The sequence below is a fragment of the bacterium genome (assembly GCA_016708315.1).
Taxonomy (GTDB): Bacteria; Zixibacteria; MSB-5A5; order CAIYYT01; family CAIYYT01; genus JADJGC01.
The window spans coordinates 175174-189355 of the sequence record JADJGC010000002.1 but is presented as its reverse complement, the minus strand read 5'-3'; the positions used below and the strand labels follow the sequence as shown (position 1 = coordinate 189355).

Sequence of the window (14182 nt, the reverse complement as noted above, 5' to 3'; positions counted from 1 at the left end):
CAGATAATGCCGCGGTCTGTCGCAATAGCCTGCGAGACATAGATGTTACGAATCGAGCTTGGCGTAGTTCCGCAGTATTCCAATGCCTTCAACTTCGATTTCGACTGTTGCGCCGTCTGACATCGGACCCACACCTTCCGGTGTACCGGTCACGATCAGATCGCCCGGATTGAGCGTCATCACGTGGTTCATGAACGAAACAAGTTGAGGAATCGCGAATATCATGTTCTTGCTATTTGAGGACTGCCGTGTTTCGCCGTTGAGCCGCGAGGAGACATTCAATGACAGGTAGTCCAAGTCGGTCACCAGGTACGGACCGACGGGACAGAATGTATCGAACCCTTTGCCGCGAGTCCACTGGACATCCTTCTTCTGAAGATCGCGAGCGGTGACATCGTTGACGCAAGTAACGCCGAAGATATTTTCCGCAATCTGTTCCGGAGAGAGTTTGCGACAAGTCTTGGCAATAACAACTCCGATTTCACCTTCGTAATCCACGCGCTTGCTGGCCAGCGGCATGCGAATTATATCCTCGGGGCCGATCAATGCAGTGAGCGGTTTCATGAATGTTACAGGCTCTTCGGGGATGGCATTGGCTGACTGGCTCTCTTTGACATGATCGGCATAGTTCAACCCGACGCAGACGATCTTGGTTGGTGTTACCGGTGCCAGAAGTCGCGCACCCGCGAGCGGCACGGTTTTCTTGGTTACAGTGTGGGTCGAAAATAGATCGCCTTCGATGATGACAATTTGATCACCTTCGACCAATCCCCAAGTCGGTTTGCCGTCGACTGCGATGCGACAGAATTTCTTACTCATTCAATAGTCCTTTCAGATGCTCGCATCCGGAACGTGCAAGCGCGTCAAGATCATATCCGCCCTCAAGAAACGAGACGATTCGGCCAGCGCAATGTTTATTCAGGATAGAACGGCCATTGGTGAATGCTTGTGAAATGAACGCCTGGGTCATCGTAGAACGAGTCCTGCGTGCCATTGCCGTGGTGAACATCGAAGTCGATGATCGCGACTCGTGTTACCCCGCAATGTTGGCGTGCGAATCGGGCTGCACCGGCAATGTTGTTGAATAGGCAGAACCCCATCGAACGATCGCGCAAAGCGTGGTGCCCCGGCGGCCGGACACAGCAAAAGGCGCGGTCAAATTCGCCTTTGGTTACAAGCTCTACTGCCTGCAGACCTGCACCATAAGCGAGCATTGCTGCATTTGCTGAGTCGCGATTGATGTATGTATCGGCATCAAGCAGGCGCAATCCTTCGGGTTTGAGACGCAGAACTGATCTTACGTAGTCGTGATCGTGGTTTAGCTCAAGCTCTTCCACTGTAGCCGGGCGCGGTTCAAGTTCTGTGAGGCTTTTGATTAGTCCGGTTGCATAGATGGCTTTGTCGAGCGCGAGCATACGCTGTGCGTTTTCAGGGTGGCCGTCGCAGGTGTGAAGCAGGCAATCTTTGTGGGTTATGTATGCGACCTTCTTCATAGGGCAAACTCGATATGCGTCTAGCCTTGCTGGAGGGCGTCAGTACTTGCACTAACGCGAATCTGTTTGGACTTCCATTTTCCACGGCTGAACCAGATTAACAGCGCGATTCCTTTGACAATGGTCGTCAAGGTGATTGACCACCACACACCGTTGACTCCGACGCCGAGGTCATGACAAATATATAACGCCAATGGGAAGCGCGCAAACGATCCGACCAGCGAGACGATCATCGCGGGCAGAGTATTCCCTGCGCCGGTAAACGCGCCCTCCATCACTATCTCAATCGCCATGAAGGTCTGCGAGAGCGCGAGAATCATCAAGTAGTCTGACGCGATGACAATGACTTTAGGATCGTTGATAAAGCCAGAGGCGATGACATGAGGAATCATCAGGAATGCCAGGGAGATTACGCCGGTAGAAATGCCGGTGAATAGGAGCGCATACCAAACCGACTTGGCGGCGCGTTCCGGTTTCCCTGCGCCGAGGTTCTGGCCGACCAATGTCGATACAGCGAGCGAGAACCCGAAACAAGTAAGATATGAGATCGATTCGCAGCGGTTGCCAATTCCAAGCGCGGCGATTGCTTCGGTACCGAAACTGGCGGTAATTCGATTCATGAACAAGTAGACGACTGAAAAGGTCACACCGGCGGCGGCGAGCGGTGAGCCGATCTTGATTAGTTCGCCGATCATTCTTCCGTCAGGACGGACGAACCGCGAGAAATTGAACTTGAATGTGAGGCGTCCGCCGCGAATCAGAACAATGAAAAGCGACAAACCAACGACCCATGAAAATACTGTCGCCAGCGCGGCTCCGGGCACACCAATTTGCGGGAACGGACCGATTCCGAAAATAAGAAGCGGGTCGAGAATGATATTGGTAAATGTGACAACGGTCGAGATCATTAGCGGAGTTTTGGTATCGCCGGTAGCGCGAAATATCGACGCAAACAGTTCGGGCAGCATCATCAGGACAGACGCACCGAAGAGAATCTGTAAGTAGCTCGTGCCTAAGTCAGAAACGATCTTGTCGGTGTGCATAATCGCAAACATGTCGCCGGCAAAAATACAGCCGAGTATGGAAATGGGAATCGCCGCCGCGACACCCGTGATAATTGCCTGGCGCGCCGCATGCGAGACTGTGTCGAATTGGCGGGCGCCATAGAAACGGGAAACAACTGCGACTGCTCCGGTCCAAACAATGTCGTAGAGGCTGAAGAGAATCCAGATGACGAACATCGAACTTATGACCGCGGCCATTTCATTCGATCCGAGTCGACCAACCCAAACTGCATTGACGATTGTCAATGCGGTGCGGAAGAACATCGCGCTGACAGCCGGCCATGCGAGCCGAATCACCTGACGCGGGATTGAACCCTCGGTGATATTAATGATTTTGTCTGTCATGGAATACCTGGACGGTGTGATTCCTCAAGGGCGAGTTGTGACCAAGTCGACCAGTCGGTCGAAGTTTGCGCCCCAACGTGCGCTGGCGGTAGATAGGTCGTCGACTTCCAGCTTGGATACCGTTCCGAGTGTTGCTGCCGCTGCCATGAGAGAACAGACTGGGTCTTGGTTGGTTTTGATTGCTTCAGGTGAGAGTTGCTCGCGGCCCTCGAGCACCACGCCATCACCAATTTCGGCGACCTTGACGCCAAGACTGCGAATCAAACTGCAGATGCTCTTGCGGCGCGCTTCCTCGCGGTCAGTATTAAAAGGAGATGAGCGGATGACGGCTGTTCCGCCGGTTCGAGAATTCGCCAGAGCGATAGCGCCGACGGCATCCGGGTAGTCGTGCATCTGGTCATAGCTCACTGAGCGAGATTTGACGTTTGAGTGTCCAATGACGAGGTTAGCGATCTTGCCATCTTTCACCATAGAGACTTCGACACCCATGCGGCGTAGCTGCGCCAATGGTGTGAAGGAAATGTCGTCGGTGTGAATGTTCTTAAGCACAAGGCGTCCCTTGCCGTGGCTAATGACTGCGGCGGCTAAGTAGGCTGCGAATTCGGAATCTGGTCTCAATGAGACTGCGGATTCCTCGTTCTTGATTCCGCCTGCAACTCTTACACGTGATTTGAATTCAGCGACCTTCGGAGCCTTCTTTGCCAATCGGCGTTCCAGTTCGTCGTTCGGATCAATCTTGATCAGGTTCTCGCGCGAAAACCCGCCGATGAAGTGCTCAAAGAGATAGTCAAAGCGACTGCCCTCGAACAGGTCGAGCAGTTCCGACTCTCCGCCCTGAGCAGCCATTGCAATCAACAATTGCGGAACGATCTTGGCATTCTCGCGCTTGAGGTGATACTTGATTTCCCTGCTGATTGCAGTCTGGACAATAAGGTGAGGTTGTTGGCCATTGAAGAATTCGATTTCTGCACCCATGCGACGCAATGCCAGAACAATCATCTGTACTGTGTTGTCCAACTCGTTCACGATGGATATCCGGCTTCCCTGCCTCGTTGCCGCCAAAACCAGAAGGTACTTGAACATGTCATAGTCGGCGATTGGTTCGAGATAGTCGAATGGCTTACTTGAGTCTGCTTTGACGGTTACCGAATCCTCATTCCAAGTCAACGTAGTACCGGCGGAAGCAAGAATCGGTTCTATCGGCGCAAGAAGGCTCGTCCGCTCGATATTGTTCAGGACTGTCGCCGTGTTTTTGAGCGAAGCCAGTGAGATCGCTGTTAAGGCCGTCGTATAGTCGGTCGTTGTATCGATAACCAATTCGTATTCTTTCGGTCTTGTCAGCAGCATATTACATCTTCTCCAAAGGTTCGATTCCCAAGACGCGCAGACCATTCGCCAGCACGATTCGTACCGCGTACGCCATTTGCATACGCGCTTTTGTCAAAGCCGCATCGTCGGTGATGATGCGAATTCTTTGCCAGTAACTGTTAAAGGCACCCGCGAGATTCAAAAGGAAGTCCGCCAAACCGGAGGTCTCATACGATTCCGCAGCCTGGCGGAGTCTTTCCGGATAAATCTCGAACCACTTGATGACGTTCTTCTCTTCTTCGCCAAGCAGTGATAAGTCGGCATCGGCTTCGGGCAGTGTCTTGCCGTACTTCTGAATCAACGATGACAGCCTCGCGTGCGTGTACTGCAAGTATGGGCCGGTTTCACCCTTGAACGAAAGTGCCTCTTCCCAAACAAAGTTCACGTCCTTGTTGCGGCGGACGCGCAACTGCGTGAAAATCAGCGCCGCCACGGCAACGCGTTCGGCAGTCCAGTCGGCGTCAGCGACATCCGGGTTCTCAGCATTGATGATTTCGCGAGATAGCGCTTTGGCTTGCGTGATGACATCCTCAAAGAATATCAGGGTACCGCTGCGGGTAGACATCGCCTGTTCGCCGAACTTAACCCAGCCGAATTCGACATGGATGGCATTCTTGACCCAATCGTTACCCATCAATTCGGCGACTTTGAAGAATTGCTGGAAATGCAATTTCTGCGACGAGCCGACCACGTACAGGATCTTGTCGAACTTGAAGTGCTCTTTGCGGTAAAGCAAAGCTGTCAAGTCGCGGGTTGCGTAGAGGGTTGATTCGTCTGACTTTTTGATCAAGCATGGCGGCAAACCGAATTCCTCGAGATCGACAATTGTTGCGCCGTCGCTCTGCATGAGGAGCTTTTTGTCTTCGAGCTGTTTAATGACAGCGTCCATCTTGTCGCGGTAGAACGATTCGCCGGTGTAATAGTCAAACTCGACATTGAGCATATGGTAGACGCGGCTAAAATCGATCATGCTGTACTCGATGAAGCGTTCCCACAGATCGTGATTCTCTTTGTCGCCCTGCTCGAGTTTGCGAAACTCATCGCGCCCCTTGTCGACAAGTGAAGCGTCTTCCTTTGCGGCGGCGTGATAGCGCACATACAGTTGATAGAGGTCCTTGATGGGATTCTCGGCGAACTTGTACTCACTTCCCCACATCCGGTAGGCGGCGATCAAATTGCCGAACTGCGTTCCCCAGTCACCGAGATGATTGATCCGGACTGTCTCATAGCCAAGTTTGGCATAGATTCGAGCCAGCGCAGCACCGAGAATGGTTGTGCGCAAATGTCCGACTCCGAAAGGTTTGGCAATATTGACGGATGAGAACTCGACGAGGACCTTTTTGCCGTTGCCTTCAGACGTGTTGCCGAAGTTGTTGCCAGCGAGGAGAACAGCCTTTAAGCGATCGGCCAGTGCTGAGCCGGTGTCGAGGGTGAAATTCAGATATCCGCCCATCGGTTCGATTCGTGAGACACCATTCGGGAGCGATCCGCCAAAGCTCTGATCAAAGATCTCTTTGGCAATCACGGGCGGTGCTTTGCGCATCTGCTTGGCGAAACGGAAGCAGGGCAAAGCCAAGTCGCCATGTTCCGGTTGTTTGGGCAACTCGAACATTCCGGCGATCTCTTCGGCGGAAACACCGACTTGCGGCGAGACTAATTCAGCGATGCGATTCTTTATATCCAGAGTACTCAATCTAACTACCTGCAGTATGTGTTTCTCAATCGGCACACACCCTATGTGGTGACCCGATGGCGATGATATATAGTGATTTTAGGCGCGTAAACAATAACATTTAGCGAATTGCGGCATGGTCAATCCGGATCGTTTCGCCGGAGCGAATCTCGCACTTGGAGAAGTAATAGAAGTAGCTGAAAGCCGACGCCAGATAAAGTCCAATGGCCCAATAGAATGAGGTTTCAAACCCGCTTTTTTCGATGATTGTACCGCCAATTTGCGTTGAAATTGCCGATGCGACTGTCCAGGACATGCTCGAAAACGAATTGACGATGCCGTGCATTTCGGACGGGACGGCTTCCATCATAAACCCGGTCGTTACCGGACTGCCCATATTCATCAATGCACCGCGAAACAGGAACGCCCAAAATGCCATGGAGAGGTCGTTGGTGAGGCAAAGGACGAGCATAAATGGAATTGACAGCAGCTCGGTCATAACAACAGTTTTGATAAATCCGAGCCGCTTCTTCAGAATCGGCACCAACATCACGGCGAACAGCATCACGATACTCAATATCGAAAAATAGACGCCAATTTGATTGGCATTGAGTGCAAATCGTTCGCGAAAATAGAGGTTTAGAAAAGGGATGATCAGCCCGGCACCGGTACCGAGAAGCATGAATGGTACATTCAACTTGAACAACAGGCGCCAGTTGGCTTTGAAGACCTTCCACGAGAATGCTCGCGCTAATTCCTCCGGTTCAGGGCGTTTCGCCTTGATGAACATGAATGGGAAGATAGCCGTCAAGCCGATCACGGTCGTAACCAGCATCGCATAGCGATAGGCGTAGATTTCGAGTTCGGCTGTGGGGACGCTGCCTTCGAAGTAAACCAGGAAGTAGTCGTGCAGCCAGCCGCCGAGATAGGAACCGACAATTGCCGCTACCATCCAAAGCGAGTAGTTAGCGGTGAACACCAACATTCGCTCCCGCTCGCTGCTGTTGCGCATGATAAACGGTGCAGCAATGATGCCGCGGATGGTCGAGAAGAAGCCAAACAGCAAACCAGCGATCAGGATAATCGCCTGCGACTCGGCATGTCCCATTGCGAAGAATGTCAATGCCATGAAGATGGTGGCGACAATCAATATCGGCTTGATATGAAAACGTGCGGCAAGATATGCAGCCGGCAGTGCGGCAAGTACTCCACCCAAGGCATTGAACGAAAGTGTGCGACCGATAAACGATTCGCCGAAGCCCATGTCTTTGAGATAGAGATTCATTAGCAGTTGCATCGAGGCAACGAGCAGCCCCATCAAGAGACCGCCAAAGAGGAAGAGATGGATATTGCGAGTAATGAGCTTGATATCGATGATATAATCAGCGATGATTTTTCGCATTGCGCATAAACCAGTACCCCCCGGTAGCAATGTATGTCGATGGCCCGGTGATCTTGATTGGTCCGTCAAGTGAGTCAATACGAATCTGCAGCTTGCCCGCAGGCTCATGTACGGCAACATCGTTGTCCAACAGGCCGTTAATGATTCCGGCGGCAACCGTCGAGGCAGCTCCGCTTCCGGATGCCGAAGTTTCTCCTACTCCACGCTCCCAGATTCGGTGTTCGATGCGCTTGCGCGATTTGACGACGGCAAACTCAACGTTAGTTTTCTGCGGGAATCTCTTGTCAGACTCGACCTCGCGACCAAAGCTGCGCCAGTCGAAGTCAAAGTTGTCGACGAAGAACACAATATGCGGATTGCCGACATTGACTGCAGTTCCGAGCAATTCACCGGAGGCAGTCTTGAAGCGCTGGTGGATGAAGAACTGCGACTTCATTTTCATCGGGATTTTCTTGACACGAAACTCCGGCGGCGTGATCGTCACACTGCTGACGACTTGTTCTGATTTTTCGGAGATTATGACGACATCATTCTTGCCGGTGACTGATTCAATGGAAAAGCGTTTCTGCTTGATCTCGGCGCAAGAGTAGATGTGATGCGCGAGAATGCGAAGTCCATTTCCGGAAATCTCTGCCTCTCCCCCATCGGCATTAAAGATGCGCATGATAATCTTGCCGCGAGCTTCATCATAGATGACAACTCCATCGGCGCCGACGCCGCTGTGGCGGTCGCAAATAGCCTTGACCATCTTCGGGATTTGGGCGGTTGTCAATTTGGATAAGCGCCGGTGGACGACGATGAAGTCGTTGCCGAGCGCGTGATATTTATGAAATGGTACTAACACTATCAAGACTCCTTCGTTCAAGACATCAGGAGTATACGAATATTGTGGAAGTTGTGGAAACCAGAATTGATGGGAGATTACTTAGCAATACTGCGATAGGACCCGCGCGAGGCGCTTGATGCCTTCGACTAAGTCTTCGGGAGTCGACGAGGCGAAGTTCAGTCGCATCGTGTTGTCGCCACTACCGTCGGGATGGAAAGGACGGCCATGGATAAACGCTACGCCTTGATGGACCGCCTGTTGGAACACCATCGAGGCCGAGACGTTTTCCGGTAATTGCAGCCACAGGAACAGGCCGCCATCTGGGTGCGGCCAACGAATCGACGGCGGGAAGTATTCCTTCATTGCCGCAATCATTGTATCGCGTTTAATCGCGTAGGCTGTGCGAATCTGTTCGATGTGCGGATCGAGGTAGCCACGCTTCAGGAATTCGGCGGCAATAAATTGGGTGAAAGTCGACGAATGCAGGTCAACCGCCTGTTTTGCTTTTTCAATTATCTTGATCGCAGAAACCGGAGCGCAAATCCAACCGACGCGCAGACCGGGAGATATCAATTTGGAGAAAGTGCCAAGTTGGATGACGGCGTCGCCGCCAAGGCCGCGCAACGAAGGCAGCGGTGTCCCCGAGTACCGGAGTTCGCCGTAGGGATTGTCATCGATCATGGCGATCTGGTGACGGAAGACGAGATTCATAAGGGCTTTGCGGCGCTGATACGAAAGGGTGATTCCCGAGGGGTTCTGAAAATTGGGTACGACGTAAATCATCTTGGGCTTGAACTCTTTGATCTTTTCTTCAAGGAGCTCGATTATCATTCCGTCATCGTCCATCGGCACAGGCGCATAACGGGCTTGATAGAAATTGAAAGCTTGCAGAGCGCCCAAGTATGTCGGCAATTCAGTGATGACATAGTCGCCGGCTTCGATGAAGACTCTTCCGATCAGGTCGAGTCCTTGTTGTGAACCGGTTGTGATCAAAATGTTGTCGGCTGTCACTGGAAGTCCCTGGCGGGAGATTCGATGGGCGATTAGTTCGCGCAGAACCGGAACGCCTTGAGAAATCGAGTATTGAAGCGCCTGTGCAGCGTGGTCGGTTAAGACACTATCGACACACTCTTGAATTTGATCAACGGGGAGAAGTTCAGAAGCAGGAAGACCGCCGGCAAAATTGATTATGCCAGGTTTGCTGGAAATCTTCAGCGTTTCGCGGATGACGGAAGCTTCGAGCGAATTTGCTATTTTGGTAAACGGCCAATTGAACACAGGTGTCGCTCTCTCCTTCTCGTCCAGAAACGTAACCATGTCATCAATTTAGCATACATGGACAGTTCTGTCAAACAATAACTGCTCGGGCGGCTAATCGTCGTCATGCGAACGAAGCCCGCCTGCCCTCTTGATTATATTATCGCCAAACTTGGCTCTAAGGTTGTGTATTGAACGATTCAAATGCTCCTGACGATGTTTCTCATCAGCAAACAGCTCTAGTTGTGCCAATTCGGTGGCATGGACGAGGTTTGACGTTCGCACTCCAATCAATCTAACTCCCTTGTTGACAACTTGTTCGTTGGGAACAAGCGATGATGCGGTGCTGAGGATTTCGGCATAGTCAACGGAAGGCGCAGGCAGGGTTTTGTCGCGGGTAATGGTCTTGAAGTCCGGATAACGCATCCGGATACCCACGGTGCGGGCCAGCCATTCGCCACGATACAGCCGGATAACGACCTTTTCGGCAAGCCAGGCCATTAGGGAATGAATGTGATCAGGGTCATGCGAGTTTTGCCCCAGCGTCGTTTCGTGCGACATCGACTTCTCGAAATGCGCCTCGTCGTGGTCTGGAACGTGGCGATCGTCCTCGCCGCGTGCGCGTGCGGCTAATGTATGTCCGTGATCGCCGAGCAGGAGTTTGAGCGAGGCCGCGTTTAGCGTAGCCAGATCGCCAATCGTCTTGACACCGTTCTTGAGAAGGCGTTCGTAGGTTACCGGACCAACTCCCCAGAGCTTGTCTACCGGCAATGGATAGACCATCGACTCGACGCGATCAGCCTCGATTACAGTCAGGCCGTCAGGCTTGTTGAGACCGCTTCCCAGTTTCGCGAGCAACTTATTTGGCGCAATGCCGACCGTACAGGTGATCCCGATTTCGTCACGAACTGCCTGCTTGACTCGCAAGGCGACTTGCTCGGCGGGGCCGTGGACGCGTTCGGTTCCGGTGAGGTCGAGGAAGGCTTCGTCAATCGAGATCATCTCAACCGCAGGAGAAAATCGAAGAAGGATCTGCTCGATCAAATGCGATGCGTGGTGGTACGATGAGAAGTCGCCATGGACGAAGATCGCTTCACGACAGCGGCGATAAGCCTCACCGGCAGGCATTGCGGAATGAATCCCGAACTTACGCGCTTCGTACGATGCCGTCGAGACAACACCGCGACCACCGGGACTACCGCCGACAACGACAGGCTTGCCGCGCAAGTGAGGGTTGTTGCGTTGTTCGATGGCTGCAAAGAATGCATCCATATCGACGTGCGCGATAACGCGATGACCTGACATAGCTCCGCTTCTGCCCCGGTGTTAGATTAGGAGGATTGTTTGATCGCGTCAATCGCTTTGGGGCTTGTCAGCAACCCCCCCCCTCCCCCCCCCCCCCCCCCCCCCCCCCCCCCCCCCCCCCCCCCCCCCCCCCCCCCCCCCCCCCCCCCCCCCCCCCCCCCCCCCCCCCCCCCCCTCTCTTGGTGGCCCACACCACCACCCACGGGCCCCCCCCGCCCCCCCACCCCCCCCCCCCCCCCCCCCCCCCCCCCCCCCCCCCCCCCCCCCCCCCCCCCCCCCCCCCCCCCCCCCCCCCCCCCCCCCCCCCCCACCCCCCCCCCCCCCCCCCCCCCCGCCCCCCCCCCCCCCCGACCACCCCCCCCCCCCCCCCCCCCCCGCTTCTCTTGGCTCGATTTTGATATCAAGTAGTCAAGGTCACAGTTTTAATCTGAGATTGATGAAATAGCAATCGAACGCCTTGAGTTCGTTGGCAAGACTCGGCTTGATGAGGTACAGCAGATCGTACAATGTTGTTCCGGCACCGAGAAACACCTGCGATTGCGCCTCGCCGTGTTGGTCATACTCGATGCCATAGCCAAGCCCGATCGATACAGTTTTGGGAGTGTAAGTTGCCCACCAGATGAAGTTGGCGAACTCCTCGTTTTTGCTGGCGAGGAACTTGTTGTCGAATTTCCATGGCGGCTGTTTGAGGGAGAACTTCATGTCGAATTTATTCGGATACTTGGCATCGAGCAGTGCATATCCGATACCTGCATAGTCGAGAACGAAATCGCTGACGCCGAACCCTTGATCGGGATTGAAAGCATCCATGGGGACTTCGACCAGGGTGAGGATGATCGCCGCTTGCAGAGCGCCATACTTGAGTTGTTTCTCTTCGGGCATTTTCAACATGCGGAAGAACCAGCGAAAACCATCGGTGAGTTTGTAACCCGCGTAGAAATGGCTGATTTCGTCGGTGAATGCGACGTTGTCGTGAAGCTCATCCTTGAAGTGAAACTTCCCGCTCGGTGCACCCCAGGTGTTTTCGAAATAGAAGTAGGCGCCGGTTCCTACCACCAGATTGCCAAGCAGCATATTGCGGTTAACATGCGACTTCCCTGATCGGGTTGAGTCATGATCAAGCGTCGTCGCTGTTGCGCTCGCAATCGTCACACAGATCACGGCGGCAACCAAGAGTGCGAGTGTTCGGACCGGCAATATCATTGCGCAGAACCACATGGCAAAGGTGCTTGAAGATACAGGTAGTTGACGAAGGACAGAAGGTCTGTCAAGCTGAAGCGGAAATCACAAGTCGCATCAATTTGTCTGATCGGAGTCGTAATCGGTTCATCGCGGTAGAGGATTCGCACCATTCGCAGAAGGTCTGTGAATGTCAGCTCGCCATCGTTATCGACGTCGCCAGCGACAGAGAGTGTTGCGGGTTGAACAAAAATCGGTAGGTGACGAACGGCATCGTTATAGCCGCGGCTGTGAATTGCGACCTCGTAGTCCTGATCGGCTTCGAAAGGCGCGGTCGAGAACAATGAGACATATCGACTCTCACCTATTCCAAGGTCGAAACTTGCGTTGGAGAAATTGATTTGCGTTGGGTCGTTCGAGATCAAGTCAAGGCGCTGAACGAATTGTGAAGTATTCGTAATCTTTAGGGTGAACTCAGTCGGCGCTTCGCTTTTGGGTTCGGAGATACCAAGATAGTCCGCCAGCGAGCCAAATTCGGCATTCATTAGACTTCCGTCAAAGGTGATTTCGGTGCCTGCGATATCATTTTGGCTTTGGTCAAGCTGGATGGCGTAAGTGAGGTGATCCGAAAGAGTCGCAAGATTTCTGCCTATTGCCCAATCAATTGGTAAGGAGAAATCGAGATTGGTCAAAATGAGCGGATCGAGCTTGCCGCTTGCATTGCTGGTCTGACCATCGTTGTCGATGTCGAGAACGATGCACTGCTGCCGTGCGCCCTCGATAGTGAGACCTACACCCGAGTTTGCATCTGTCTTTCCCGCATACTCGAAGTGCGAGCCATTAGGAATGAAGCGCAGAAGTGTCTGCCCGCCAGCTTTTCCAATCGACAGCGTCGGAGGAGTTGTCTCAATTGAACTGCTACCGAAGCCAAGGTAGCGACTCGCCAAATCAGCACCGCCGCCGAGATAGCGTCCGCCCCAATCTCTTCCGATCACGCGACGACCACTGACCGATACAGCATTTTCTACCGAGATTGAAAATTGCGGCGTTAGTGTGTCAGACCGTTCAAGCTCGCGAAGCATTGCTGCCGTCTCCAAGAAGCGGCGGACGCCGTCCTTGGTGCTCGTGCCTTTAGCGACGACCAATGCAGCTTTGAACTTGATGCTATCCCCTACCGGCAGATTTTTCGGCAGAGTATTGAGAATGAAACGATAGTCACGCGACAAGTCAGCCAGCCAGCCGGTGCTGTCGTAGGGATTGCCATCGAAGGGAAACGTCGTTGGAAAGGTCGTGATCGGATTGAAGTATGGCTGCCCATTCGGACGTAGGCCCCGGATCAGATTCAGCAGTTTTGGGAGGGTATCAATGGGAACACATTCCGGATAGAATCGAGCGCACGGATAGTAATAGTTCATCGACCCGGCGAGATTCTTTAGTACTACAACACCCACAACAGGCGGGGCATTGCCGAGGTCAGAGTCATAATTTGATTCGTTGTACACGTAGGCAGATTGCAGTTCCGCCTTTGAACCGACACGATCATTGCCCGAGAATCCGATGTCAGGATCGGCAAAGAGAGTGACGATGTATGAGTCGATCGCGCCATCACCAACATTCGTGATCGTGTAGTCAAGATAAACAACTTGAGTCAGCACCGTGTCAAAGAATTGATAATCTTCGTCCCAGGTGTGTGCGTACATTTTGACTTCGACACCCAATGGCAACGTTCCGGAGAAACCGGTGAAAATGTGCGAGGCGGAATCAAGATCGTTGAATAATGCAAGTATCGATTGCGCCCCGCGAATCAATGGACGACCGAAGGCATCGAGCGGTGCACCAAGCGAGGACGGCCAGTCGCGATAGTCGTCGTTTTGGAGATAGTCTTCGCCGCGTGTGATTTTGAAGAGGCCGAGAGTCGTGTCCGCGGGTTCACCGTTTGCGCCTACCGGACCCGGAACAAACTCGCTTTCGTCGCCGGAAACGGTGACACGCCAGTCGCCGTCCTTTTTGCCCGCGACCCAGATTCCGCCGCCAGCCATGAGGGAGTTATGCGTTTCTTTCGGGTAGTACAGCCCGGCAAGGCCGTCGCGAGTTCGATTCGGGTCGACACCGAAACTGCCGGTATTCAGGATGAAGAATGTGAGGCGGCCATCATCGATGGTTTTCGCCTGCGGAAACACCGCATAGGCAATATCAAAGACAAAAAGCAGAAGTGCAATTGCGATAAGGATTCGATTCATGTCAGAGGAATATACGTATCACCACTCACTG

Annotated in this window: 11 protein-coding genes; all 11 read right to left on the bottom strand. The window is 53.2% G+C overall.

Features of this window, described 5'->3' with window-relative positions; translation table 11 throughout:
• Nucleotides 1-45: 45 nt before the first annotated feature.
• The 11 genes from IPH59_01070 to IPH59_01020 all read right to left on the bottom strand — a co-directional run bounded on the left by IPH59_01070 (nt 46) and on the right by IPH59_01020 (nt 14151).
• The gene (locus IPH59_01070) at nt 46-819 is read right to left on the bottom strand and encodes a fumarylacetoacetate hydrolase family protein (protein MBK7090306.1); all 774 of its coding nucleotides are present in this window, start codon (nt 817-819) and stop codon (nt 46-48) included.
• Between the two features lie 95 nt (nt 820-914).
• A complete protein-coding gene (locus IPH59_01065; protein ID MBK7090305.1) occupies nt 915-1493 on the bottom strand; it encodes a histone deacetylase in 579 nt (192 codons plus the stop codon).
• A 20-nt stretch (nt 1494-1513) separates the two neighbouring features.
• Complete coding sequence (locus tag IPH59_01060) at nt 1514-2902, bottom strand: MATE family efflux transporter (GenBank protein MBK7090304.1); 1389 nt, start codon at nt 2900-2902, stop codon at nt 1514-1516.
• Nucleotides 2903-2926: 24 nt separating this feature from the next.
• Complete coding sequence (locus IPH59_01055) at nt 2927-4249, bottom strand: hypothetical protein (protein ID MBK7090303.1); 1323 nt, start codon at nt 4247-4249, stop codon at nt 2927-2929.
• 1 nt (nt 4250) lies between these two features.
• On the bottom strand, nt 4251-5963 hold the full coding sequence (gene argS / locus IPH59_01050; protein ID MBK7090302.1) for an arginine--tRNA ligase: 1713 nt from the start codon (nt 5961-5963) through the stop codon (nt 4251-4253).
• Nucleotides 5964-6063: 100 nt separating this feature from the next.
• Nucleotides 6064-7344 carry an MFS transporter gene (locus IPH59_01045; protein ID MBK7090301.1) on the bottom strand — a complete coding sequence of 427 codons (1281 nt, stop codon included), beginning with the start codon at nt 7342-7344 and terminating at the stop codon, nt 6064-6066.
• Nucleotides 7325-8188 (bottom strand): diaminopimelate epimerase, encoded by an 864-nt coding sequence (gene dapF / locus IPH59_01040; protein MBK7090300.1) that lies wholly within the window; start codon nt 8186-8188, stop codon nt 7325-7327. The genes IPH59_01045 and dapF overlap by 20 nt, the downstream gene beginning before the upstream one ends.
• Nucleotides 8189-8269: 81 nt before the next feature.
• Nucleotides 8270-9487: a PLP-dependent aminotransferase family protein gene (locus tag IPH59_01035; GenBank protein MBK7090299.1), complete on the bottom strand. Its 1218-nt coding sequence runs from the start codon at nt 9485-9487 to the stop codon at nt 8270-8272.
• Nucleotides 9488-9541: 54 nt separating this feature from the next.
• Nucleotides 9542-10732: a DNA polymerase IV gene (gene dinB, locus IPH59_01030; GenBank protein ID MBK7090298.1), complete on the bottom strand. Its 1191-nt coding sequence runs from the start codon at nt 10730-10732 to the stop codon at nt 9542-9544.
• A gap of 414 nt (nt 10733-11146) precedes the next feature.
• Nucleotides 11147-11935, bottom strand: coding sequence for a DUF2279 domain-containing protein (locus tag IPH59_01025; GenBank protein MBK7090297.1), 789 nt, complete (start codon nt 11933-11935; stop codon nt 11147-11149).
• Nucleotides 11932-14151 (bottom strand): EF-hand domain-containing protein, encoded by a 2220-nt coding sequence (locus tag IPH59_01020; protein ID MBK7090296.1) that lies wholly within the window; start codon nt 14149-14151, stop codon nt 11932-11934. Before IPH59_01020 ends, IPH59_01025 begins: the two co-directional genes overlap by 4 nt.
• Between the last annotated feature and the right edge of the window lie 31 nt (nt 14152-14182).

Bases quoted from the DNA above. Each gene is read 5' to 3' on its own strand.
- IPH59_01065 (MBK7090305.1), bottom strand. From the start codon at position 1,493: ATGAAGAAGGTCGCATACATAACCCACAAAGATTGCCTGCTTCACACC.
- IPH59_01070 (MBK7090306.1), bottom strand. From the start codon at position 819: ATGAGTAAGAAATTCTGTCGCATCGCAGTCGACGGCAAACCGACTTGG.
- dinB (MBK7090298.1), bottom strand. From the start codon at position 10,732: ATGTCAGGTCATCGCGTTATCGCGCACGTCGATATGGATGCATTCTTT.
- IPH59_01025 (MBK7090297.1), bottom strand. From the start codon at position 11,935: ATGATATTGCCGGTCCGAACACTCGCACTCTTGGTTGCCGCCGTGATC.
- IPH59_01055 (MBK7090303.1), bottom strand. From the start codon at position 4,249: ATGCTGCTGACAAGACCGAAAGAATACGAATTGGTTATCGATACAACG.
- IPH59_01045 (MBK7090301.1), bottom strand. From the start codon at position 7,344: ATGCGAAAAATCATCGCTGATTATATCATCGATATCAAGCTCATTACT.
- IPH59_01035 (MBK7090299.1), bottom strand. From the start codon at position 9,487: ATGGTTACGTTTCTGGACGAGAAGGAGAGAGCGACACCTGTGTTCAAT.
- IPH59_01020 (MBK7090296.1), bottom strand. From the start codon at position 14,151: ATGAATCGAATCCTTATCGCAATTGCACTTCTGCTTTTTGTCTTTGAT.
- IPH59_01060 (MBK7090304.1), bottom strand. From the start codon at position 2,902: ATGACAGACAAAATCATTAATATCACCGAGGGTTCAATCCCGCGTCAG.